Annotated in this window: 9 protein-coding genes and 11 pseudogenes; 12 read left to right on the top strand and 8 right to left on the bottom strand. The window is 74.2% G+C overall.

Annotation, left to right across the window (positions count from 1 at the left end; genetic code table 11):
• The first annotated feature begins 79 nt into the window (after positions 1-79).
• From FF86_RS03230 to FF86_RS39370, 7 genes and pseudogenes are all read left to right on the top strand, one after another.
• Positions 80-1,798 carry an FAD-binding oxidoreductase gene (locus FF86_RS03230; protein WP_044884337.1) on the top strand — a complete coding sequence of 573 codons (1,719 nt, stop codon included), beginning with the start codon at positions 80-82 and terminating at the stop codon, positions 1,796-1,798.
• Positions 1,799-2,018: 220 nt separating this feature from the next.
• On the top strand, positions 2,019-2,174 hold the full coding sequence (locus tag FF86_RS34595; protein WP_173667251.1) for a hypothetical protein: 156 nt from the start codon (positions 2,019-2,021) through the stop codon (positions 2,172-2,174).
• A gap of 68 nt (positions 2,175-2,242) precedes the next feature.
• Positions 2,243-2,977: an SDR family oxidoreductase gene (locus FF86_RS03235; RefSeq protein WP_044884336.1), complete on the top strand. Its 735-nt coding sequence runs from the start codon at positions 2,243-2,245 to the stop codon at positions 2,975-2,977.
• 712 nt (positions 2,978-3,689) lie between these two features.
• Positions 3,690-4,513: DUF2993 domain-containing protein (locus FF86_RS61785; protein WP_255355692.1), on the top strand; the 824-nt coding region annotated here is incomplete at its 3' end.
• Position 4,514: 1 nt separating this feature from the next.
• Positions 4,515-4,748, top strand: a pseudogene (locus FF86_RS39360) (DUF2993 domain-containing protein); the annotation flags it as partial.
• Between the two features lie 930 nt (positions 4,749-5,678).
• Positions 5,679-6,829: pseudogene (locus tag FF86_RS39365) on the top strand (FHA domain-containing protein); the annotation flags it as partial.
• A 1-nt stretch (position 6,830) separates the two neighbouring features.
• Positions 6,831-8,114 (top strand): annotated as a pseudogene (locus tag FF86_RS39370) (ABC transporter permease); the annotation flags it as partial.
• A 221-nt stretch (positions 8,115-8,335) separates the two neighbouring features.
• Here FF86_RS39370 and FF86_RS64890 read toward each other — a convergent pair.
• The 8 genes and pseudogenes from FF86_RS64890 to FF86_RS39395 form a co-directional block, all read right to left on the bottom strand.
• Positions 8,336-8,512, bottom strand: a pseudogene (locus FF86_RS64890) (hypothetical protein); the annotation flags it as partial.
• Position 8,513: 1 nt separating this feature from the next.
• Positions 8,514-8,590, bottom strand: a pseudogene (locus tag FF86_RS64895) (hypothetical protein); the annotation flags it as partial.
• Between the two features lie 1,126 nt (positions 8,591-9,716).
• Positions 9,717-9,947 (bottom strand): TolB family protein (locus tag FF86_RS39375; protein ID WP_396229742.1); only part of this gene is annotated, 231 nt, incomplete at its 5' end.
• Position 9,948: 1 nt separating this feature from the next.
• Positions 9,949-10,583, bottom strand: a pseudogene (locus FF86_RS64900) (serine/threonine protein kinase); the annotation flags it as partial.
• A gap of 1 nt (position 10,584) precedes the next feature.
• Positions 10,585-12,053 (bottom strand): annotated as a pseudogene (locus tag FF86_RS39385) (serine/threonine-protein kinase); the annotation flags it as partial.
• Positions 12,054-14,144: 2,091 nt separating this feature from the next.
• Positions 14,145-15,362 (bottom strand): acyl-CoA dehydrogenase family protein, encoded by a 1,218-nt coding sequence (locus FF86_RS03265; protein ID WP_044884331.1) that lies wholly within the window; start codon positions 15,360-15,362, stop codon positions 14,145-14,147.
• Between the two features lie 10 nt (positions 15,363-15,372).
• Positions 15,373-15,910 (bottom strand): nitroreductase family protein (locus FF86_RS39390; RefSeq protein WP_242418088.1); only part of this gene is annotated, 538 nt, incomplete at its 5' end.
• Between the two features lies 1 nt (position 15,911).
• A pseudogene (locus tag FF86_RS39395) lies at positions 15,912-16,659 on the bottom strand (hypothetical protein); the annotation flags it as partial.
• Positions 16,660-16,826: 167 nt separating this feature from the next.
• Here FF86_RS39395 and FF86_RS39400 point away from each other — a divergent pair.
• The 5 genes and pseudogenes from FF86_RS39400 to FF86_RS03285 all read left to right on the top strand — a co-directional run.
• Positions 16,827-17,320, top strand: a pseudogene (locus FF86_RS39400) (hypothetical protein); the annotation flags it as partial.
• Positions 17,321-17,798: 478 nt separating this feature from the next.
• The coding region (locus FF86_RS39405) for a UvrD-helicase domain-containing protein (RefSeq protein ID WP_396229743.1) at positions 17,799-18,508 on the top strand (710 nt) is incomplete at its 3' end.
• A 1-nt stretch (position 18,509) separates the two neighbouring features.
• Positions 18,510-20,507: pseudogene (locus FF86_RS03280) on the top strand (HelD family protein); the annotation flags it as partial.
• A gap of 123 nt (positions 20,508-20,630) precedes the next feature.
• On the top strand, positions 20,631-21,381 hold a 751-nt coding region (locus FF86_RS39410; protein ID WP_242418089.1), incomplete at its 3' end, for an FAD-binding oxidoreductase.
• Position 21,382: 1 nt separating this feature from the next.
• A pseudogene (locus tag FF86_RS03285) lies at positions 21,383-23,610 on the top strand (FAD-binding and (Fe-S)-binding domain-containing protein); the annotation flags it as partial.
• Positions 23,611-23,743 lie beyond the last annotated feature (133 nt).

Here is a 23,743-nt window from a genome sequence, read left to right on the forward strand (position 1 = left end):
GACAGTGTTACTTCGACTGTCACACTGTCTCGCGTCGAAGTCCAGTGAGCCGGATCGAGCAGGCGAACCGAGGTGGGCGATGACAAGCACCGACGAAGCGCGCAGGATCGGCTCGACCGAACCCGTCTGGTGGGGCTGGGGGCCCGCGTCCGCGCACGAGCCACTGCCCGACGAGGTTCGTGAGCTGCTGGCCCGATTGGGCATCCCGGCGCGGCCCACCGCGCCGGTCCCGCTCGACGAGGTGCGCCTGCCGCCGGCCCGGCTGCCCGCGGCGGTCCGGGACGCGCTGGCGACGATCGTCGGCTCGGGCCACGTCCATATGCACGACGAGGCGCGCATCCGCCACTGCCGCGGGAGGTCCACGACCGACCTGCTGCGCCTGCGCGCCGGCGACGCCTGGGCCGCGCCCGACGCGATCGTGCTGCCTGCGGACCACGACGAGGTGCTCGCGGTGCTGCGGCTCGCGAGCCGGGAGCGCATCGTCGTCGTGCCGTTCGGTGGGGGCACCTCCGTCGTCGGCGGCCTCGAACCCGCCGGGCCCGCCGAACGGCCGGTGGTCGCCCTCGATCTGGCCAGGCTGGACGCGTTGGGCCGGGTGGACCGGGAGTCCGGCACCGCCGAGCTCGGCGCCGGGCTGCGCGGCCCGCGCGCCGAGGCGCTGCTCGCCGAGCACGGTCTGACCCTCGGGCACATCCCGCAGTCCTGGGAGTACGCCACCATCGGCGGCTTCGCCGCCACCCGGTCCAGCGGCCAGGCCTCCGCGGGCTACGGCCGCTTCGACGACCTGGTCGTCGGGCTGCGGGTGGCGACCCCGGTCGGCTCCTGGGAGCTCGGCCGGGCGCCGGCCTCGGCGGCCGGGCCGGACCTGCGCGAGCTGCTGCTCGGATCCGAGGGTGCCTTCGGCGTCATCACCCAGGTGGTGGCGCGGGTGCGGCCGTTGCCGGCGCGGCGGATCTTCGAGGGCTGGTCAGTGCCGGACTTCGCGACCGGGACGCGGCTGCTACGCACCCTCGCGGCGGGTGACCTGCGGCCCACCGTATGCCGCCTGTCGGACGAGACCGAGACCGTCGGCGGCCTCGCCCGTCCGCCGCGCCCGACCGGCCGGGCGGCAGCGACGGGTCCGGCGGCGGAGACGAGGCCTGCGGCGGAGACGGGTCCGGCGGCGGAGACGGGTCCGGTGGCAGTGACCGGGGCCGTCGCGGCGGACGGCCCCCCGGGCGGCTGCCACCTCGTCACCGGGTACGAGGGGTCCGGGCCGGCGGTCGAGCGTCACACCGCCGAGGTCGCGGGGGTGCTGCTGGCCGGTGGCGCGCGGCGGCTGGATGCCGCGGCCGGCCCCGACTGGGAACGGGGTCGGTTCCGGGCGCCCTATCTGCGCGATGCCCTGCTCGATCTGGGGATCTTCGCCGAGACGCTGGAGACCGCCGGGTTCTGGGCCACCCTGCCGGCGCTCTATGCGGGCGTGCGCGAGGCGCTGATCGGCTCGCTCGGCGCGGCGGGGCTGTCGCCGGTGGTGATGTGCCATATCTCCCACCTGTACGAGACCGGGGCCTCGCTCTACTTCACCGTGGTGTGCGCGCAGGGTGCGGACCCGATCGGGAGCTGGCGGGCGGCGAAGGCGGCGGCCGGCAATGCGATCGTCGCCGCGGGCGGCACGATCACCCATCACCACGCCGTCGGCACCGAGCACCGCCCCTGGCTCGGCGCCGAGATCGGCGGCCTCGGCGTCGACGTGCTGCGCGCGGTGAAGCGCACCCTCGACCCCGCCGGAATTCTCAACCCGGGGATCCTCGTCTGACCGCGGCCGCGCGGCCCGCCGGCTCGCCCGGCCGCCGGCCTGTGGACAGGCTCTCCTGTCTGTCCGGAGGCTCTCCTACCTGTCCGGAGGCTCCCCTGCTTGTCCGGAGGCCGCACCGTCCGACTAAACCCTCCGGGCCCTCCGGCTAAGCAGCGGGGCCTGGAGCGACTCGTGCGTCACACCCGGCTGGGCTACCCCGGATCGTGGGTAGGCAGACAGCATGGAGACCTTTGGCGCGGTCGTCATCGCTCTGCTTCTCCTGCTCATCCCCATGATCATCGTCAGTGCCGCGCTCGGGTGGGCCTACGCGCGCAGCGCGCCCCTGCGGGCCGCCAACGCGGCTTCGGCCGCCCGGGACGAGCGCGCCCGAACCTGAGCCGTCCCGCCGCGGCCGATCTGGCCATCCCCGACATCTCGCGGCGCCGCCTCGGCCAGGATGTGGGCATGAGCAGTACCGCGCCGCGCGAGCCGGATGCGTCCGAGCCGCCGACGCGCGGCCTCGTCGTGATCGGGCCGGGGACGAGCTTCGGCGTCGAGCTGGTGCGCCGGTACGGGCGGGAGGGCTTCGCGCTCGGGGTCGTCTCCCGCTCCGCCGACACCCTCAACCGGGTGCGCGACGCGCTGGCGGAGGAGGGGCTTATGGTGGCCGGCGCGGTCGCGGACGTCACCGACTCCACCGCGCTCGCCGGCGCGGTCGAGCGGGTGTCCGCCGAGATCGGCGGGCTCACCGTGCTCGTCTACAACGCCAAGCTCAGCATCCGCGGGGCCGCGCTCACGGTGGCGGCCGAGACGGTGAACCAGACGCTGGCGGTGAACGTCACCGGGGCGCTTGCCGCCGTGCAGGTGGCCGCCGGGCTGCTCGACGACCGGGTGGCAGCGACGATCCTGCTCACCACGGCGAGCCCGCGCACCGAACCGGTGGCCGGCCGCTTCGCTCTGGCCGTCGGCAAGGCGGGGCTGACCGCGCTCGCCGAGGCGCTGCGCCCGACGCTGGCCGCCCGCGGGATCCGGCTGCGCACGGTCGTCCTCGACGGGCGGGTGAGCCCGACGGGCCCGCTTCGTCCCGCCGAGGTCGCGGACCACTTCTGGCAGGCGTTCGCGGCGCCGCGCGGCGACGTGTTCCGCCTGGCACCGGTCAGACGGGACACCGCGGTGGCGCAGCTCCCGCTGGAGGTGTGAGCTGTGGGTACCGGACCGTACCGGACCAGCGCTGAAGGCGCCTGTTCCGGCTCGCTTCGGGTGAAGGTCGGTAATCCGACAAGCCTGATCCGGGAATGATCGGACCCGCGGGCCTGCCGGACGCGCGTAACGTGCGACGATCCGGCAGAGCTTGGTGCATGACAGCCGCCAGGCGGAAGACCACACAGCGACGGCGTGCTCCGGCGCGGTACTGGCAGGAGATGGTCCGGTGAACGACGGACGCGACGGTGACGGGCAGGCGGCGGACAGCACGCACGTGATGCCCGCCGACGGTAAGGGGACGCGGTCGGCGGGCGCGGCGCCGGCGGCGGGGCAGCGCGCTGCCCGACCGGGGGCGCCGTCCGGGCCGCCGCCGCCCGCCGAGTCGTTCCGGCCGTCGGGCCCGCCTCCGCCGGCCGACTCGTTCCGGCCGGTACGCCCGATGGACGCCGCCGCCTCCGGACCCCACGCCCGGCCCGTTCCCGCCGCCGGACCCACCGCCGCCGCCGGACCCACCGCTGCCGCCGGTCGAGACGCCGACTCCCGATCGGGCGCCAGCTCGCGGCCGGGCGCTGACCCGCGATCGGGCGTCGGCTCCCGGCCGGGGGGCGATCAGCCCGCCGCCGCGCCGACGACGAGCACGGCGGCCGTGCGCCGTCGAGGTGAGGCCGGGCCTGGTTGGTCCGACCCGGAGGACGCTGCCGACGGCACGATGATCATCGGTCGGAGCGGCATCGCGGCCGCCGGCCAGCCGCAGCCGGGTTCGACCCGACCTGAGGATCCCCAGTCCGGGTACCCACAGACCGGGCATCAGCACTCCGGGCATCAGCAGTCCGGGTACGCGCAGCCCGGCTATGCCCAGACCGCCTATGACCAGTCCGGCTACGGACAGCAGCTTGCCCATGACCCGGGCTCCGGGGCGGCGATCGGCCAGGACGGGCCAGCCGGCGCCGGCGGGGCCTCCCGAGACGGGTTCGGCGCCGGCGGGCCGCCGGCCGGTGCCACCGCAGCCGCCGCGAAGCCGCCACGGCGGCGTCGGCGAGGTCGGCTGCTGGCGATCGTGCTGGTCGCGCTGGTCGTGTTGTTCGTCGTGGGCGACCGGGTCGGCGTGGTGATCGCCAAGGGGCAGATGCGCAAGCAGGTCGAGGCGTCCGTCGCCGAGAACCTCAAGCCCGGCGACCCGGTGCCGAAGGTGACGAGCGTGAGCATCGGCGGGTTCCCCTTCCTCACCCAGGTGCTGTTCGGCAAGTTCACCGACATCGGCGTCGGGATCGACGGCATCCCCACCCCCGGGCCGAAGATCTCCTCGGTGAAGGCGCATCTCAAGGGCGTGCACGTGCCGCTCGGGGACGCCCTCACCGACAACGTGGGGAAGGTCCCCGTCGACGACGTGCGGGCCACCGTCGGTATCACCTACGCCGACCTGAACGCCTTCCTCGCGAAGCAGGCGGTCAACTTCCAGGTCAAGCCGGTGGACGGCGGGAAGAAGGTCGAGCTGAGCGGCACCACCGACGCCCTCTTCGGGCTGGGTAGCACNCAGATCGGCGGTATCACCACGTTCGAGGTCAACGACAACCAGCTCACCCTGGTGCCGTCCGAGCTGTCGATCAAGGGCGGCCTGAACTTCAGCATCCCCTTCCAGTTCAAGGTCCCGATCCCGATCCCGGTGTCCGGGCTGCCGTTCCACCTGCGGATAGTCAAGGCGTCGACGAACGCCACCGGGCTGTCGCTCACCGCGACGGCCAAGGACGTCGTTCTTCCGGCATCCTGACCGGCCTGCCGATGACCATGCCCGCCCGGAACCCGATCTTCCCCGGGCGGGCATGATTCCGGCCACATTCCCGGTGCCGTCCCGGGCGGCGTCACCGGCCCGAGTGCGCGGGCGCCCGCCGCGTGGTCGCCGCCGCGGGCGTGGACCCGGTCCGTCCGCGGCCGTCCGGCTGCCCGCCCAGGCCGGGTGGGCGCGGGCCGGCCTGCCGCCGTCGCAGGGCACGCACCCAGGTATTTTCTGGACGCGAAGCGAGTGGCTGCGATCGCGGTGGGGCCGTCATGTGAACCGGTTGTGCGCGGACGGTCAGGTGCTGGGAGCCGTCCGGGTCCCCCCTCGGTCGGATCGGCGACAGATACCACTCCCGAGGACCACCAGCCGGCATTCTCATAGGGTGCCGCACGGGAGTCGCGCGTCGTCACTGTCGCCCCCGTGGCACGGTCGCCGCGGTGGCGGCCCGACTGGGCCGACGGCGGAGAAGGTCCGTGCAGGACAGCCGGCATATCGAAGGATCAAGAGGCGGCAGGAAACCGAGAGATGTCCAGAGGTCGAATGCGACGGCGGGAACGCCGTTCGGCTGGCCGGTCAACCGTCACCCGGGGTGGATCAAGGTCATCCCTCGACGCTACGATCGGACTTCCGGCATGATCGGTCAGCCCGCGTGACCGCTCGGCGTGGCATCACCGGTCACCCCGGTGGCGCCGCTCGAAGCGGTGGCATCGCTCGGCTTGGTGACACGACCTGGCGTAGTTACAAGGTGGAGTTCGGCGGGACAACCCGGCCAGCGTCCCGTCGCGAAGGGGGAAACACGTGCAGACGACCTTCCTGAGAGTCGTCACCGAGGCCGGTGNGGCCACCGTGCCCGCCGAGGCCCAGTTCATCATCGGCCGTGCCCGGACCGCCGACTACGTCATCGCCGACAGCCGGGTCTCNCGCCGTCACCTCCTCCTCGAACAGGCCGGCAGCGGTTGGGTCGTCCGCGACATCAGCTCCAACGGCACCTGGATCGACGGGCAGCGGATGCCCGAGTCCGTCCCGGTGCACGACGAGGTGCGGCTGCGGCTGGGGACCCCCACGGGCCCCGAGGTCGTCGTCCACCCCGAGTTCCCGCAGGGTCGCGGCCCGGTCGACGAGCCGGCCTACGACCCCGGCTACGACATGCAGACGATGCTGCCCAACGCCGCCGGCTACAGTCCGCCGCGGCCCACCTCGGGGCGGGGCAGCCGGGGCCACCAGGGGCCGACGAGCCCGGCGCAGCGCGGGCGCGACTACGACGACTACGACGACCGCCGCCGCGACGAGCGCGCCGGCGGCTCCACCAGCCTCGAGCAGGAGCACGAGCGGCGCACCACCTACCGCCTGCGCCAGGGCACGATGTCGATCGGCCGTGCTCGGGACAACGACATCGTCATCACCGACCTGCTCGCCTCCCGCCGGCACGCCGAGCTCTACATCGGCCGGTCGGGCCTGCAGATCGCCGACCTCGACTCGGCGAACGGCGTGTTCGTCAACGGCCGCCGGATCAACCGGACAGAGGTCGGCCAGGGCGACGTCATCGCCGTCGGTCACCACGTCTTCCAGCTCGAGGGCGACCAGCTCGTCGAGTACATCGACTCCGGCGACGTCAGCTTCGAGGCCGACGCCCTGAACGTCTGGGCCGGCCAGAAGCAGCTCATGCACGACATGACGTTCAAGCTGCCCGGTCGGGCGCTGCTCGGCGTCGTCGGGCCCTCGGGCGCCGGCAAGTCGACCCTGCTCAACGCCCTGACCGGGTTCCGGCCCGCGGACAAGGGGACCGTCCGCTACGCCGGCCGTGATCTGTACTCCGAGTACGACGAGCTGCGGCGCCGCATCGGCTACGTGCCGCAGGAGGACCTGCTGCACACCTCGCTCACCGTCCGCAAGGCCCTGGAGTACGGCGCCGAGCTGCGCTTCCCGCCGGACGTCACGAAGGTGGAGCGGCGCACCCGCGTCGACGAGGTCCTCGCCGAGCTCGGCCTCACCCAGCACGCGAACACCCAGGTGTCGCGGCTGTCCGGTGGCCAGCGCAAGCGGACGTCGGTGGCGCTGGAGCTGCTGACCCGNCCGACCCTGCTGTACTTGGACGAGCCGACCTCCGGTCTCGATCCGGGCATGGACAAGAACGTCATGGAGTCGCTGCGCAGCCTGGCGGACGACGGCCGGACGGTCATCGTGGTCACCCACAGCGTCGCCCAGCTCGATCTGTGCGACTACATCCTGGTCCTGGCTCCGGGTGGGTACGTCGCCTACTTCGGGCCGCCCCAGGACGCGCTGTCCTTCTTCGGTAAGCGCGACTACCCGGACGTCTTCCTCACCCTGGAGGCGACGCCGGGCGCCGAGTCGGCGGCTCGTTTCCGTAACTCGCGGTACTACGTTCCGGCGTCGATCACCGCCCCGTCGGCGCGGCCGGCGCCCGAGGAACTGCCCTCGCTGCGCCAGCAGTCGGTGGCTTCCCAGCTCGTCACGCTGAGTCGTCGAACCTTGGCCGTCGTGGCGTCGGACAAGTCCTACCTGCGGTTGATCATCGCGTTCCCGTTCCTGCTGGGGCTGATACCCAGAGCCATCGGCGGGAACTTCGAGCTGACCGCCGAGCAGGCCAAACAGTTCTCGCCGAACTCCGACGGCCCGACGATTCTGCTGATCATGGTGCTCTGTGCCTGTTTCATGGGCATGGCGAACTCGGTTCGCGAGATCGTCAAGGAACGGGCGATCTATCGCCGGGAGAGAGCCATCGGCCTGTCCCGTACGGCGTACATCGGGTCGAAGGTCCTCGTCCTGATCCTGATCACGGTGGCGCAGTCGATCCCGTTCACGTTGATCGGGCTGGCCGGGCGAACACCCAAGGCGGGGCTCATCCTCGGCAACTCGCTGCTGGAGATGCTCATCGCAGTGATCGTGGTGTCGCTGGCCTCGGCGATGCTCGGTCTGGTGATCTCGGCGCTGGTCGACAACGCCGACAAGACGATGCCCCTGCTCGTCCTGATCACGATGGCCCAGTTGATCTTCAGTGGTGGCATCGTGCCGGTCAAGGGCACCGCCGGTCTGGAGCAGGTCGCCTACATCGCGCCGGCGCGCTGGGGGTTCGCGTCGATGTCGTCGATCGCCGACATGAACCGCATCACCCTCGCCGGAGTGCTGCGCCCGGACGGCTCCAAGAAGCTGATCAATCCGAAGGCCGTCGTCGACCCGTTCTACGACCACACCGCGTCGGCCTACCTCACCGACATCATCGCCGGCGCCGCGATCGGCATCCTCTTCATCATCATCGTCTCGATGCTGATCCGCCGCATGGACCCCAAGACCGTCAAGCGCGCCCCCGCCACCCCCGTCAGCGGCCCCCCGCGCTAGCCCGTCGCCGCTGCGGTGCCGCGCCCCGCCCCGCCCCGCCTCCCTGGGGCGGTGTGCATGGGAGCGGCGCCACCTGTCTCTTCTGTAGGGATAAATCGGGTGCCGAACCCTACAGAAGAACCATGGAGGCGCTCTCCCACGCATCCGCCGCCGACGCCCCCTCCGCGGCCGGTCCGGAGCCGCTCGCGCCCGGGTGGCTCGCCGGCCGGGTGGCTCGCGCCCTAGGCGGTGCCGCCGCGGCGGGCGGCGTCGCGCAGCGCGGCGGTGACGGTCGCCGTCAGGCGCCGCGACCCGACGGTCACATCCCGCCAGGTGAACCGTAGGACCTCCCAGCCAAGCCGCACCAGCTCGTTCTGGCGAGAACGGTCGCGATGCAGGGCCTCCGGCTCACCATGGGGNCCGACGCCATCAGCCTCGATCGCCAGCCGGGCTGACGGCCAAGCGAAGTCGAGCCGGGCGACGAGACGGCGAGTCATCGGGTCGTGGACCGGCCACTGCAGTTCCTCGGGCAGCAGCCCGGCATCGCCNAGCAGAAGCCGCAGGCGTGTCTCGANCGGAGATTCCGCCCGCCCGTCGATCAGCGTCCACCAGTGCCGGGCGCGGCCACCATGTCGGCGAGCCTCCACCCGGCCTCGTAGGCCGAGCAGGTCGCCCTCGGTCATCAGTCGCCCTTGCAGCATGGCGTCGAGCACGCAGACGAACACCTCCCGCTCGCACAGAAGCGCGAGATCCTCGAGCGTCCGAGGGACCGAGCTGACACGCAGACCAGCGAGATCGACGGCCTCCGAGTCGCCCAGTGTCATCCGGTGCCGGCGGTAACCGCGCCGCTGGCGGTACCCGTCGGCACCGGGCAGGGCGACGTCCACCGGTTCCTCCGGCCGGCGCAGGAGGAGCCCGGGCAGACCGTGTAGTCGGGCGGCGGTCAGCCCGCAGATCGTGCCGCCGCCGACGGCGACAAGCGCCCGCGCGTGGGCTCGTAGTTCGTCGCGGACGGGTGGGACGACCAGGGCTCCGCGGATCGGTGACGTCCAACCGTGCTGACTTCGTCGCAGCGCGATCGCGCCATGCGACATGCCGAGCTGGCGAGCCTGCTCCCGAGTGACGACATCATCCTGCCGCCGGGCGAGTTCGACAACCTTCTCGTACTTCTCGTACGCCTGAACCATCTCTCGAGTCTCGACCCGGATTACCCGACCGCGATGGTCTGAAACGGCCGGTGTGGACAACCGATGGCCGGTGTGGACAACTTCGGTGTCCGGCCGGCCTGTCTCGCCCCTGGGGTGCTTTCNGCGGTGGCTTGTGTCGAATGGAGTCCGGTGGCGAGGTCGACGATCTGGCCTCGCCGGGGCGGGTGCGGTTCGCTCTCGACGGCAGCCGGCGCTTCGAGGACGCCGTGGTTCTTCGCTGGCCGCGCCCCACCTGGCAGTCACCTGATGGGACGGTGCGCGGCCACTCGCCGGTCGCGTCCTGACGCCGGGCCTGACGCCGGGCCTGACGCCGGGCCTGACGCCGGCCGGCAGGCCCGCGCCCAGGCCCCTGCCGCCGACTACGCCGGCGCGACCTTGCCGTCCGGCAAGTGGGACTGGGTCAGGCCGGCGTCGGTCAGCCGGCGTTCCAGCGGGCGTGGCCGTTGAAGCCGCCGAGGGTGGTGAGCTGGCGGTCGCCGGCGGTGGGGTCGTTCGGGTTGAGGATGAAGAGCTGGCGGGCGTTGGGGTTGGTGGGGTCGCGCTGGCCGGAGAAGACGATGCGGCCGTCGGGGCCGAAGGCGGGGTCCTGGTCGTCGCCGCGCGCGTGGGTGAGCTGGCGGACGTCGGAGCCGTCCGAGTTCATCTCNAAGATCTCCAGGTCGCCGTTCTGCCGCCGGGTGAACGCGATCTTGTCGCTGTCCGGTGACCAGACCGGGTCGGAGTCCGTGGTGAGCGTGTCGTTGATGACCGGCGTCGCCTCGGCGTTGGGCTGGACCGGGATCACCACGATGAACCCGCGGTCGCCGCCGGTCTTGTTGGACCAGTAGGCGATCCGCTCGCTGTCCGGCGACCAGGCCGGGTCGGTCGCCTGCGGCTTCGCGTTGAGTCGTTGGACGCTCGAGCCGTCCAACTTGACCACGTACAGGCCGAGGTTCGGCGCGCCGGTCCCGTCGGTGCTCGAGCGGACGACCAGGAAGTTGCTGTCCGGGGAGAGGGACGGCCGGGCGTCGTTGGCGATCGTCAGCTTCGCTGCCGGGCCGGAGGTGAACAGTTGCACGGGCTTGCCGGTGCCGTCGGCGGCGATCGCCTGCAGCGTGTTCGGGCTGCCCTTCTTGAAGAAGACGACCGTCTTCCGGTCACCGGAGATCGCCGGCAGCATGTCGTTGTCCGGGCCGGTGAGCAGCGGCTTGTCGTTCTGGAGGCCGCCGTCGCCGGTGACGTCGCCCCGGAACAGGTCGTAGTTGCCGTTGCGGTTGGAGGCGTAGACGAGGGTGTCGCGGCTNAGCGGCTCGGCCGAGCGGGGCAGCGTGAACGCCGCGGGCTGCGCCGGCGCTGTCGTGCCGGTAGCCGGCTTCACCTGGGCGCCGGAGTCGTTGGCTTTGTCGTCGCCGCCGGAGCTCAGGGCGAGGATGCCGGCAAGGATCGCGCCGACCACGACCACGCCGCCGCCGACGAGCAGCGGCACGCGGTTCCCACGGCTGCGGGCGCCCGCACCGGGCGGCGCACCAGGACCGCCGCTCCCGCCGATCCCGCCACTCCCACCGGGCCCACCCGGCCAGGAGGGGCCACCCGGCTCGGCGCCGACCCGGGTGGGGGACTGGCCGGCGACGGTCCCGTCGCCCGCCGGCCGCGGCTGCGCCGGAGCGCCGAGGCCGGTCGGCAGCCGGGTCGGGGCGTCGGGGTCGGCGGTGTACCCGGCGGCACCCGCCCCCGCTCCCGCCGTCCCTGCCCTCGCCGCCGCGGCGGCTACCCCGCGCCCGCCGACGTCCGCCGCCGGTCCGGTGCCCACCGCGCCTGCGGTCGGGTTTCCCGTGCCCGGGCCGGTGGCGCCGGGGGCGGGCAGGTTCCAGCCCTGCAGGACGTTGGTGACGTCCTGCGGGTCGACCGCGGCGGCGGCGTCCGGTCCGGTGCCGGCGGGGTCGCCGAGCAGGCGCAGCATGAGCTGCTGCGCGCTCGGCCGGGTGGTCGGGTCCTTGCGCATGGCGAGCCAGACGATCGGGCGCAGGGCCGGGTCGACGTCGTCGAGGCGCGGCTCCTCGTGCAGCGCCCGGTAGAGCAGCACCTGGGCGGAGGCGTCGCCGAACGGGTAGTGCCCGGTGGCGGCGAAGGCGACCAGGCCGCCCCACGCCCAGATGTCCACCGCGGAGGTGATCGGCTGGCTCTCGATCTGCTCGGGGGACATGAACGCGGGCGTGCCGAGCTGCTGCAGGTCGCCGGTCAGGCCGCTGCCGGCGTCCACGGCCCGGGCGATCCCGAAGTCGATCACCCGGGGGCCGAAGGGGGAGAGGATGACGTTGGCCGGCTTGAGGTCGCGGTGCACGATCCCGGCGCTGTGGATGGCGGTCAGCGCCGCGGCGACGCCGACCGCGAGCTGCTCCAGGTTGGCGTCGGCGAGCGGGCCGTTGCGCTGGACGTAGCGCGCCAGCGTCTCGCCCTCGATGAACTCGGTGACGAGGTAGGGCCATTCGGCGTCGGGGTCGGCGTCGAGGACCTCGGCGGTGCAGACCCGGGCGACGCGCCGGGCCGTCTCCGCCTCCAGCCGGAACCGGGCCCGGAACTCGGGGTTGCCGACCGCCTCCGTCCGGATCACCTTGATCGCGACAAGCCGGCCCTTCTCCGAGCGTCCCAGGTAGACCATGCCCATGCCGCCCTGGCCGAGCTTGCCCAGCAGCGTGTACGAGCCGAGCTCGCGGGGGTCGTCCGGGCCGAGCGGAACGGCGCGCGCCGCCACATCAGCATCCGATGACGCCATCGACCTGTACCCCTGCCTGCCGCGTGTCGACCGCGGTCCGGGCGGGGCGACGCGCTGGGCGCGGGCCCGCCGGTGTCGCGCACCGACCCTTGATCGATCATGGTGTCCCCGACCCGCCGGCACGGCGGATCACGTGGGAAAATCTTAGGTGAGTGTCCCCTGTTGCAGGACTGTCGGGGCTCCGACTCCCCTTACGGACCGGTTGTCAGCGGATTGACAGGGTTCGCACCGGTCTCGGGCGGCTCTCCGCGCCCCGGATGTGTCACTGTCGTGGCAACGAGATCTTGACGCGAGGGCGAGATCTGGACATGAGGGAAAGGCACCGTATGGCGAGGATGGCCGGCCGCNTCGCCCGGGTTACCGGCGCGCTGGGCTGCGCGGCGGCGCTGCTGGCCCTGGCCGCCTGCTCGGACGGCGACCACCGCGGCGACGGCGGGGCCGCCCGCTCGGCCACGCCGACCGGCGGCCCCGGGGCGACGGCGGCGCCGGTGTGGGGATTCGCCAGCGTCACCGCGACCGGCAGCTCAGGGAGCGCTCCCACGGCGATCCCGGCGGCGCAGAGTGCGGGGAGCTGGCACACCGCCGGCGGGTCGAGCAGCGCTGCCGCGCAGGTCACGGTCGTGCGGCGGCAGCCGGGCGGCTACCGTGTCACCTTCCCCGGCATCGCCGTGGCCGCCGGGCGCGGCGCCGCGATCGTGACCGCGCTGGACCCGGCCGCGGCCGTTGTCGAGACCACCGCGCCGGTCGTCTCCTGCCACGTCGTGGGCTGGGGCGCCGCTGGCCGGGACGAGCAGGTCGACCTGACCTGCCGCGACGCCGCGGGGGCGCCGGTCGACTCCGCCTTCAGCGCGCTGTTCACCCAGGTGCCGGACACCGCGTCCCTGACCTCGACCCCGCCCGCGTCCCCGGGCACCCTGTCCCCGGTCACCGCGTCCCCGGTCACCGCGTCCCCGTCGCCGTCGTCGGGCGGGGCGTACGCCTACCTCCGGTCCGACGCCGCGTCGGCCGCCACCTCCCGCCCGACGAACGCCTACAGCGTCAGCGGGCCGGGCACGATCGAGGTCCACCGGGTCGGCGCCGGGCACTACACGATCGACCTGACCGGGCCTGCGTTCGCGAAGAACGGCAACAACCTCCAGGTCAACGCGATTGGCGATGGTCCCGTCGGGTGCAACGCCCTTGGCCGGGTGGTGAAGAAGGACCGCCAGTCGGTGTTCGTCGGCTGCGCGCGTGGGTCGGTCTGGACGGACAGCCCGTTCGTGCTGCTCTACACCAGCGGCCACGCGCTCATCCCGACCGGCGCGGCCAGCTTCGGCCACGCGTTCACCGGTGTCCTCCGCCCGGGCGGGCCGATCCAACAGGTCCCGCCGGGCCCGCCGGTGAACGCCTGGGCCTGGTACTCGGCGAACAGCACCGGGGCCACGAACCAGATCAGTCGGGTCGGGGTCGGCCGCTACCGGGTGATCTTCCCCGGAGTCTCGCGGACCCCGCATGCGCTTCAGGTGACCCCCTACGGCGAGCCCACCGCTCGCTGCGCTGCGAACGAACTCCCGGTCGCCGCCGGCGCGCCCACGGCCGTCACGGTGGCCGTGCGCTGCGTCGACGCCGCCGGGCGCCCCGCCGACAGCTACGCCAGTGTCGCCTACGTCAGCGCCCCCGGCCCCACGACTCCCTGACCACCCTGCTCAAACCGCGAAGCCCAGGCCGAAGCCGCAGCGGCCGTCCGCCCTGCCTGTCCAGAGGGATAAACCCGACACGAAAGCCTCCGGATGAGCCGGACAAGGCGGAGCACGATGACGATCCCGGGCGGCGATGTCCCCGGGAGGCGATGTCCCCGGGCGGCGATGTTCCCGGGCAGCGATGTTCCCGGGCGGCGGTGGCCCCCGATCTCCCCGGTGTCCCCGGGGACACCGCGGTGGTCGGCGCCCCCGGGACCCCCCGAGTCGGGACCGGGCCGCCGCCGGCGGGCCAGTGACGCCCCCGAACGTCGGGCGCCGCCGTGAGCGACCCGGTCTGGTCCGATCAAACCGCCACGTGACCGTGCAGACCCCGTATCTCGGCGGCTTTCGGAGAAATGACCCCGATGCGAGGTCAGGCGATGTGCAGGCCGGAGATCGCCCGGGCGATGACGAGCCGCTGGATCTCCGACGTGCCCTCGAAGATCGTGTAGATCTTGGAGTCGCGGAACATCCGCTCGACGGGATGGTCGCGGCTGTAGCCGGCGCCACCGAGGATCTGCACCGCCTTCTCCGTCGCCCACACCGCGACCTCGCTGGCCTTCAGCTTGCTCATCGAGCCCTCGCCGGCCTCGAACGGCCGGCCGCTGTGGCCCATCCAGGCGGCCCGCCAGATGAGCAGCCGGGCCGCGTCGATCTCCATCCGCATGTCGGCGAGCGCGAAGGCGATCGCCTGGTTGGTGATGATCGGCCGGCCGAACTGCTCACGCCCGCGGGCATAGTCCAGGGCGTACTCGTACGCGGCGCGCGCGATGCCGATGGCCTGGGCGCCGACGATCGGCCGGGTGACCTCGAAGGTCGCCAGCGCCGCCTGGCCGGAGGCGCGCCGGCCGGCACGGGCGGCGGCGAGGCGCTCGTCGAGCCGCTCCCGGCCACCGAGCAGGCAGCGCCCCGGGACGCGCACGTCGTCGAGGAACACGTCCGCGGTATGCGAGGCCCGCAGGCCCAGCTTGCGGATCTTGCGGGACGCGGTGAGCCCGGGCGTGCCCGGCGGGACGACGAACGCCGCCTGGCCGCGCGAGCCCAGCTCCGGGTCCACCGAGGCGACGACGACGTGGACAGCGGCGATGCCGCCGTTGGTGATCCACGCCTTCTGGCCGCTCAGGATCCATTCGTCGGTGGCGGGGTCGTGGCGGGCCCGCACCCGCATGGCCGACACGTCCGAGCCGGCGCCCGGCTCCGAGACGCAGAACGCCGCCACCTTCGGGTCGCTCGCGTCGCCGAAGCACTGCGGCGCCCACTCGCCGATCTGCTCCGGGGTGCCGGCGGAGACGATGCCGGCGACACCGAGCGTCGTGCCCATGATCGACATGCCGATCCCGGCGTCGCCCCAGAACAGCTCCTCGGACAGCAGCGGCAGCGACAGACCGGTGGGATCCGCCCACAGCGTGGCCAGGGCGTCGAAGTCGTACAGACCGATCTTCGCCGCCTCCTGGATGATCGGCCACGGCGTCTGCTCGCGCTCGTCCCAGTCCGACGCCGCGGGGCGGACCACGTCGGCGGCGAAGCCGTGCACCCAGGAACGCAGCTCCCGCTGCTCGTCGCTCAGGTCGAGCCCGAACCCCCCGCTCATCGGCGCCGCGTCAGGTGCGCTCGTCGGAGCCGGCGACGTCGAGGACGTCGTCGACCCGCCGCCGCGGGGTCGGGTCGAGCGGCTCGGTACCCGATGCCAGGTAGCCGGCTCGCAGGATCATCTGGACGTGCCCCAGCCCGCCGGTGGCCGCGCGGAACTGCTCGCGCATGCCCTCGACGTCGATCGCCTGCGACATGGGCGACGTCGCGAGGTTGAGCGCCGTCGCGGTGAGCAGCACCCGCTGCATCGCCTCGCCGGCCCGCAGCCGGTCGGCGGTGGTGTCCGCCTCGGTGCCGATCAGCAGGATGCCGGGACGCTCCACGTCGTGCTCCTGCAGCAGCGTGCCGGCCTGGCCGACCACGTCGAGGTCACGCATCGGGAACTCGGACTGGCGAGGCGCGTCGGAGTGGACGACCGCGCTGCGGGGAATGCCGTCGGCGGCCGGCGCCGTCCGGCTCCACGACGCCAGCTCCTTGCGGTAGTCGTCGTTGTGCACCTCGATCCAGTCCGCCCGCGAGAGCAGGACGCTGACCTGGACCCGCAGGTCCNGATCGGTCGGCGCGGTGAGCCAGGCGCCGTGCGCCTCGGCCGCCTCGCGCAGCCGGGCGACGGCCTCGTCGGACAACGGGCGCTCGGCGAAGGGGCGGCGGTCGGTGTGCCGGCGGGGGATGGCCTCGACGAGGGCCCGCTCGGTGTCGTCCGCTGGCCGCTGCCCGACGACCGTGACGGTGGCCAGGGGCTTCGAGCGGAAGTCGTCGCCGTCCGGTAGGAGCTCGACGGCCGGTTCCAGGCCGCGGACCCGCAGCGCCAGCAGGGCGTTGCACAGCGCCGCGCCACAGCTCAGCAGGAGCTGCCGCCCCTCGGGGTCGGCGATGTCGAGCTGGCGGGAGCTGTCGGCGAGGAGGGTGAGCCCGTCCGCTTCGAGCCGCCACAGCCAGGGCTGGGTGTTGTGGATGGAGGGCGCCGCAGCGGCCGCCGCGACCACCTCTCGGGCCAGGCCGGGCGACAACGGCAGCGATGCGGACCGCTCTGCATCGGTGGGCATGTCAGCCTCCCTTCTCCTCAAGTATCTACCCCCAGCCTGAGGGACGGTCGCGTTCGGGGCATGCGCCGACCGGAACCCACGGGTCGGGACCGACGGCCGGGCCGAGGGAGTCGAGTGGCACGTGTCCCGCACCTCACCTGCACTGCTGGTACCGACAGAAAGCCGACGAATCGTTCCCCCAGGTGGCAGCGGGTGGCCACCGGCCGGCAGCGCCGGAGTGGGCGCGGGGGAGCACGGGTAGTTCCTGTGCATGGTTGGAACTGACCCTGAGGCGGTGGTCGCCGAGCTGCTCGCCCGCCACGGGCGGACGTACGCCGACGAGATCGGCGCCGACGTGCCGGCCGACACCGCCGAGGCGATGTTCCGGCTGACCGTCTTCGCCCTGCTCGCCAGCGCCCGCATCCGGACCGCGGCGGCGNTCCAGGCCACCTGCGCGCTCATGGACGCGGGCTGGACCGATGCCGCGTCGATGGCCGAGGCGACCCGGGAGGAACGCACGGGGGTCCTGCACCGCAACGGCTACGCCCGCTACGACGAGAGCGCCTCCCGTCAGCTCGGGGACGCCAGCGGCTACCTGTCGGACACCTACGACGGCGACATCCGGCACCTGCGCGAGGCCGCGGACCACTCCCCGGACCGCGAGCGCGCGCTGCTACAGAAGATCAAGGGCATCGGCCCGGTGGGGGCCGACATCTTCCTGAGCGAGGCCCAGGCCGGCTGGGACGAGCTCGTCCCCTACCTCGACGAACGGGTGCGCCGCACCGCCGGCGAGCTCGGGCTGCCGACCAGCCCGCAGCTGTTCCTGGACCTGGCCGACCGCGGCGACCTGCCCCGGCTGGTCGCCGCGCTGGTCCGGGTGCGGCAGGAGCGCGACATCGGCGACCTGCGCGAGTCGGCCTCCGACCACTCCTGACCCCCGTTTGGCGCAGCCCAGACGGATGGGTGGCGGGACGTCCGGGGCCGACGTCCGTAACCTGGAACACGCGTCGGCGCGGCGTTGCAGCCACCGTGGCCCGGGTACGGTTTCGGGACGCTGTCGCCGTCGTGGTCGTCTGCCCGCCCGATCCGCCCGATCCGCCCGGTCGTGTTCGAGTGGGCTCCGCGGCGGGCCGGGAAGGTTCGCGGGGAAGGTGCTGTTACCTTCCTGGATCACCGGTCCGCGCCCGGCAGGTAGCCAGGTCGGGCCGCGGTCAGCGGTCGGCCGACCGGCGGTCGCCGTCCGCGGCGGCGTGGCCGGATCGGCTGCCGGGGCGGTCCCCGCACCGGGCGTCGAGCCTCGCCGGGACGCCGCGGGCAGGTCGGCGCAGCGGTGTGCCGCCGCGGGCCGACCCGCCGGCGGGGCCCCCGAGCCGACCAGCCATCGAACCCGATTCCGACCGGGAGGAGCGCCGGTGCAGACCATGCAGGATGTCGAGCGCGCCCGCGAACAGGCATACCTGGACACGCTGTACACCCGCCTGGACGAGGTCCGGGAGATCACCCGGGAGCAGCTACGCGGGGTGCTGCTCGACGTCGGCACCGGCACCCCGCAGTCGATCGTCGAGCGGGACGTGTTCGCCGCGGCGCACGCCGACCGGCTCGCCCGCCTCGACGCCGCCGAGGGCCGGCTCTGCTTCGGCGCGATGGACCACGACGACGGCCGGCGCACCTACATCGGGCGCATCGGCCTGTCCGACAGCGAGCAGGAGCCCATCCTCGTCGACTGGCGCGCCCCCGTCGCCACGGCCTTCTACCGGGCGACCCTCGCCGACCCGCAGGGCCTCGTCCGCCGCCGGCACCTGCGCACCCGGGGGCGGGAGGTCACCGGGATCGCGGACGACCCGTTGGGGCCGCTCGGGGCGGCGCCGGACGGCGCGGTGGCGCCGTCCGGCGACTCGATGCTGCTGGAGACTCTCGCGGCGCCGCGCACCGGGCGCATGCACGACATCATCGCGACCCTGCAGGCCGAGCAGGACCGCATCATCCGCGCCCGGGCGAACGGCATCCTCGTCGTCGACGGTGGTCCGGGGACCGGCAAGACGGCGGTGGCGCTGCACCGCGCGGCCTACCTGCTCTACAACGACCGGGCCCGACTCGACCAGTCCGGCGTGCTGATCGTCGGNCCGAGCCCGGTGTTCCTGCGGTACATCGACCAGGTGCTGCCGTCCCTCGGCGAGACCGGCGTGGTCTTCGCGACCCCCGGGCGGCTGTTTCCCGGGGTCGACGCCACCGCCGACGAACCGGTCGAGGTCGCCACTCTCAAGGGCGACCCGCGGATGGCCGAGGTCGTCGCCGGGGCGGTGCGGGACCGCCAGCGCCTGCCCCGGCAGGAGCTGGTGATCAACTATGACGACCACGTGCTGCGGCTCGGCCAGGAGACCGTCGCCCGTGCCCGCACCCGGGCCCGCCGCAGCCGCCGTCCGCACAACTCGGCCCGGCGGGTCTTCCTGCGCGAGCTGCTGGCCGAGCTCACCACGCAGGTGGTCCGTCAGATCCGCGGCGGCCTGCTCGACGCCGACGAGCGCGGGCAGATCACCCGCGACCTGTGGGCGGAGGAGGAGATCCGGGCGGTCCTCGACGGGCTGTGGCCGCTGCTGACGCCGCAGCAGCTCATCGGCGACCTGTTCAGCGACTCGGCCGCGCTGGCCCGGGCGGCGGGCAACCGCCTCACGCCGGGCGAGCGTGCCCTGCTGCAGGATCTGCCCCCGGCCGTCGATCTGGCCCGACCCGGCCGGGCGCTGTCCGGTGCCGACGCGCCGCGGATGATCCGGTCCGGCGGGGTCGCCGGCCCGCGGGCGGCGGACGAGGACGATGCCGACGACCTGTTCGCCGCGGCGAACCTGCTCCCGACCGCCGCCGGCGCCGGCCCGAACGGCGCCCCTCCGGACGATCGTGGCCGGGCGGGCGATCGGGCGGGCGATCGGGCGGGCGATCGGGCGGGCGATCGGGCGGGCGATCGGGCGGGCGTGGATCCCGCCGGTCACGCGGGCCGGATTCCGGCCCCACGGACCGGTGACCCGACCGTCGGCGCCGACCTGGCGGCCGCTCGGCGGGGCGCCGGCGGGGAGCGCCGCTGGACGCCGGCGGACGTGCCGCTGCTCGACGAGGCGGCCGAACTGCTCGGTGACCCCGAGGAGGAGGCGGGCCTCGAGGCCGCCCGGCGCGCCGAGCGGGAACGGGCGGAGGAACGCGAGTACGCCCGCGGCGTGGTCGACATGCTGGGCCTGGACGGGCAGGTCGACGCGGCGGCGCTCGCCGACCGCTGGTCCGGTCCGCGGGTGCGGCGCAGCGCCGCCGAGCACGCCCGCGCCGACCGTGGCTGGGCGTTCGGCCATCTGATCGTCGACGAGGCCCAGGAGGTCTCCCCGATGCTGTGGCGGCTGCTGTGGCGCCGCTGCCCCGGGCGGACGGCCACCCTCGTCGGTGACCTGGCCCAGACCGCCCGGCCGGGCGCGCCGACGAGCTGGGCGGAGCTGCTGGCACCGGTGGTCGACGAGCGGTTCACGGTGGAGCGGCTCAGCGTCAACTACCGCACCCCGCAGGAGATCATGGATGTGGCCGCGGAGGTCCTGCGCGCGCAGAACCCGAGCCTGACCGCGCCGGTGTCGGTCCGCGCGGTGGGCCACCGCCCCACGGCGGTGCGGGTCGGCGAGGTCGCCGTCGAAGACGTCCCCGGGCTCGCGCGGCTGCTGGGGGACGCGCCGTCCCCCGCGAACGAGCCGTCCGCGTCGCTGCTGGCCGCCGTCGCACACGCCGCCAGGCGGGAGGCGGCGGCGGCCGACACCGGCCGCGTGGCCGTGATCGCCCGGCCCCGCGACGTGCTGGTCCTGCGGGCCGCGCTGATGGCCCTGCTGCCGGACCTGGCCGTCGTCCCGGACTCGGTTGATCCGGCGAGCGCCGCCGGCAACGCGTTGGATGCGCCGGTCGCGGTGCTCAGCGTGGCGGAGACCAAGGGGCTGGAGTTCGACGCGGTGGTGCTCGTCGAACCGGCCGCGCTGCTCACCGAGCCGACGCGGGGCCTCGCCGACCTGTACGTCGCGCTGACCCGGGCCACCCGCTCCCTCAGCGTCGTCTACTCCGGCGAGCTCCCGCCGGTGCTGGGCGGCCTCGACCTGGAATGACCGGACGGCCGGTGTCCGGACCGCCGGTGTCCGGACGGCCGGTCCGGACCGCCGGCGAATCGTGACCTCCGGGGTCGGTGTGGCTGGGACGGATCGGCTGGTCCGGGCGAACGGGCCGATCCCGTGCGGGAGGCGCCGTCCGGCAGCAAGGATGGTGGGGTGACACGGGACGGGGACAGGGCGCGGGATCGGGCGCTGCCAGGGGCGGGACGGGGGCATCGTCTCGCCCGGGTCCGACAGTTTCGGGCCGCCGGCCGTGCGGCGGCCACCGACCCCGGCGGCGCGGACCGGGCCGAGCTGGTCGCCCGGCTGCGGGCGGCGCTGGGCGAGCGGCCGGGCGCGTCGATCGTCGACGCCTCCGCGCGGCGGCGGGCGGAGTACTCGTCGGACGCGTCGAACTACCGGGTGCCGCCCGCGGTGGTGGTGTTCCCGCGGGAGGTCGACGACATCGCGACGGTCGCCGAGGTCTGCCGGGCCACCGGCACCCCGCTGACGACCCGCGGCGCCGGCACCTCGATCGCCGGCAACGCGGTCGGCCCCGGCGTCGTGGTGGACGTCAGCCGGCACCTCGACCGCATTGTCGCGCTGGACCCCGTCGCACGCACCGCCACCGTGCAACCCGGGGTCGTCCTCGATCGGCTGCAGGCCGCCGCCGGTCGCCATGGCCTGCGCTTCGGCCCGGACCCGTCCACCCACGCCCGCTGCACCCTCGGCGGGATGATCGGCAACAACGCCTGCGGTTCGCGCGCGATCGCCTACGGTCGCACCGCGGACAACGTGCTGTCTCTCGATGTGCTCGACGGCACCGGCCGCCGGCTGCGCGTCGGCGCGGGTGCCGGCGTCGGCGAGCGCGACGAGGTCCCCGGGCTCGACGNGTTCGTCCGGGCCAACCTGGCAACCCTGCGCACGGAGCTCGGGCGGTTCGGCCGCCAGGTGTCCGGCTACTCCCTGGAGCACCTGCTCCCGGAGCGGGGCGCGGACCTGGCCAAAGCGCTGGTGGGCACCGAGGGGACCTGCGTGGTCGTACTCGGCGCGACGGTGCGGCTGGTGGCACCCCCGCCGGCGACCGCCATGGTGGTGCTCGGCTATCCCGACATGCCGGCCGCCGCGGACGCGGTGCCGCCCCTGCGGGCGCACGGGCCGCTGGCGATGGAGGGGATGGACGCCCGGCTGGTCGACATCGTCCGCCGCCACCGGGGGGCGGGCGCGGTGCCGGCGTTGCCGGCCGGCACCGGCTGGCTGTTCGTCGAGGTCGGTGGGGACACTCCACAGCAGGCCCTGGCGGCCGGCCGGGCGTTGGCGGCCGACGCGGGGACGGCGGCGGTCCGCGTGCTGGCGACCGGGCCCGAGAGCCGCGCGTTGTGGCGGATCAGGGAGGACGGCGCGGGGCTGGCCGGGCGGACCGCCGACGGCGAGCCGGCCTGGCCCGGCTGGGAGGACGCCGCCGTGCCGCCCGAGCGGCTCGGCGCCTACCTGCGCGACTTCGAGGAGCTGCTGCGCGCCCACCGGCTGGCGGGGGTGCCCTACGGTCATTTCGGCGACGGCTGCGTTCACGTCCGGCTCGACCTGCCGCTCGGGGCAGCGCCCGGCCGGGTGCGTGCCTTCCTCGGCGAGGCCGCCGACCTGGTCGCCGCGCACGGTGGGTCGCTGTCGGGCGAGCACGGCGACGGCCGCGCCCGCAGCGAGCTGCTGCCGCGGATGTACTCGCCGGCCGCGATCGCCGCCTTCGCCGGGTTCAAGCACCTTTTCGACCCCGCGGACCTGCTCAACCCGGGCGTGCTGGTCCGGCCCCGGCCCGTAGACGCCGACCTGCGCCTGCCCGCCGCCCGCCCGTTGCCCCGCGCCGGTGGCTTCGCCTTCGCCGCCGACGCGGGGGACTTCGGGCGGGCCGTGCACCGCTGCGTGGGGCTCGGGACCTGCCGGGCGGACACGTCGGCGGCCGGCGGGTTCATGTGCCCGTCGTTCCTGGCCACCCGGGACGAGAAGGACTCCACCCGCGGGCGGGCCCGGGTGCTGCAGGAGATGGCGAACGGGACGCTGGTCCGCGGCGGCCCCGCGTCCCGGGAGGTCGCCGAGGCGCTGGACCTGTGCCTGTCTTGCAAGGCCTGTGCCCACGACTGCGCGGCCGGGGTGGACATGGCGACCTACAAGTCCGAGGTGCTGTACCGGGCGCACCGCCGCCGGATCCGGCCGGTCGGCCACTACGTCCTCGGCTGGCTGCCGCGCTGGGCCCGCCTCGTCAGCCGGGCGCCCGCGCTGGTCAACGCGGTGTTGTCCCGGCCCGCGGCGCGGCGGACCCTGCTGCGCCTCGGCGGCATGGATCCCCGCCGCGACGTCCCCGCGTTCGCGGACGAACCGTTCAGCCGCTGGTGGCGGCGGGCGGCGCCGGCGGACGGCGGGGACCGGGACGTGGTGCTCTGGATCGACTCGTTCACCGAGTCGTTCTCGCCCGAGGTCGGCCGAGCGGCGGTCGAGGTGCTGACCGCGGCCGGCTACCGGGTGATCGTGCCGCCCGGCCCGGCGTGCTGCGGGCTGACCTGGATCACCACCGGCCAGCTCGACGGGGCGCGCCGACGGCTGCGGGCGACCGTGGCGAGCCTGGCGCCGTACGCCCGAGCGGGCACGCCCATCGTCGGCCTGGAACCGTCCTGCACCGCGGTGCTGCGTGGCGACCTGACCGAGCTGCTTCCCGACGACCCGGCCGCGGCCCTGCTGGCGGGCGGGGTCCGCACGCTCGCCGAGCTGCTGGCGGCCACCCCCGGCTGGACGCCGCCGCGCCTCGACGGGGTGCGGGTGCTCGCCCAACCGCACTGCCACCAGCACGCGGTGATGGGTTTCACGGTCGACCGCGACCTGCTCTCAGCGGCCGGCGCCCGGCTGGAGGTGCTGGCCGGCTGCTGCGGCCTTGCCGGCAACTTCGGGATGGAGGCCGGGCACTACGACGTCTCCGTCGCCATCGCGGAGCGGGGCATCGGCCGAGCGGCCGCGGCAGCACCCGCCGACGCGGTGCTGCTCGCCGACGGGTTCTCCTGCCGCACCCAGGCCGCGCACATCACCACCCGGCACGGCCGCCATCTCGCCGAGCTGCTCGCCGCGCCCTCGGNCGTCGCGCCCTCGGCCGTCGCGCCCCGGACCGCCGCCACCTGACGCGGCGGTCCGGACTCGCCCTATCCGGGCTATAGGCTTGCTTGTCGGGCATCGGACGTATGCGATGAACAGCGTTCTTCGTTCCCGTC

The sequence above is a fragment of the Frankia sp. CpI1-P genome (genome assembly GCF_001421075.1).
Classification (GTDB): domain Bacteria; phylum Actinomycetota; class Actinomycetes; order Frankiales; family Frankiaceae; genus Frankia; species Frankia torreyi.

Bases quoted from the DNA above. Each gene is read 5' to 3' on its own strand.
- FF86_RS03230 (WP_044884337.1), top strand. From the start codon at position 80: ATGACAAGCACCGACGAAGCGCGCAGGATCGGCTCGACCGAACCCGTC.
- FF86_RS34595 (WP_173667251.1), top strand. From the start codon at position 2,019: ATGGAGACCTTTGGCGCGGTCGTCATCGCTCTGCTTCTCCTGCTCATC.
- FF86_RS03235 (WP_044884336.1), top strand. From the start codon at position 2,243: ATGAGCAGTACCGCGCCGCGCGAGCCGGATGCGTCCGAGCCGCCGACG.
- FF86_RS03265 (WP_044884331.1), bottom strand. From the start codon at position 15,362: ATGAGCGGGGGGTTCGGGCTCGACCTGAGCGACGAGCAGCGGGAGCTG.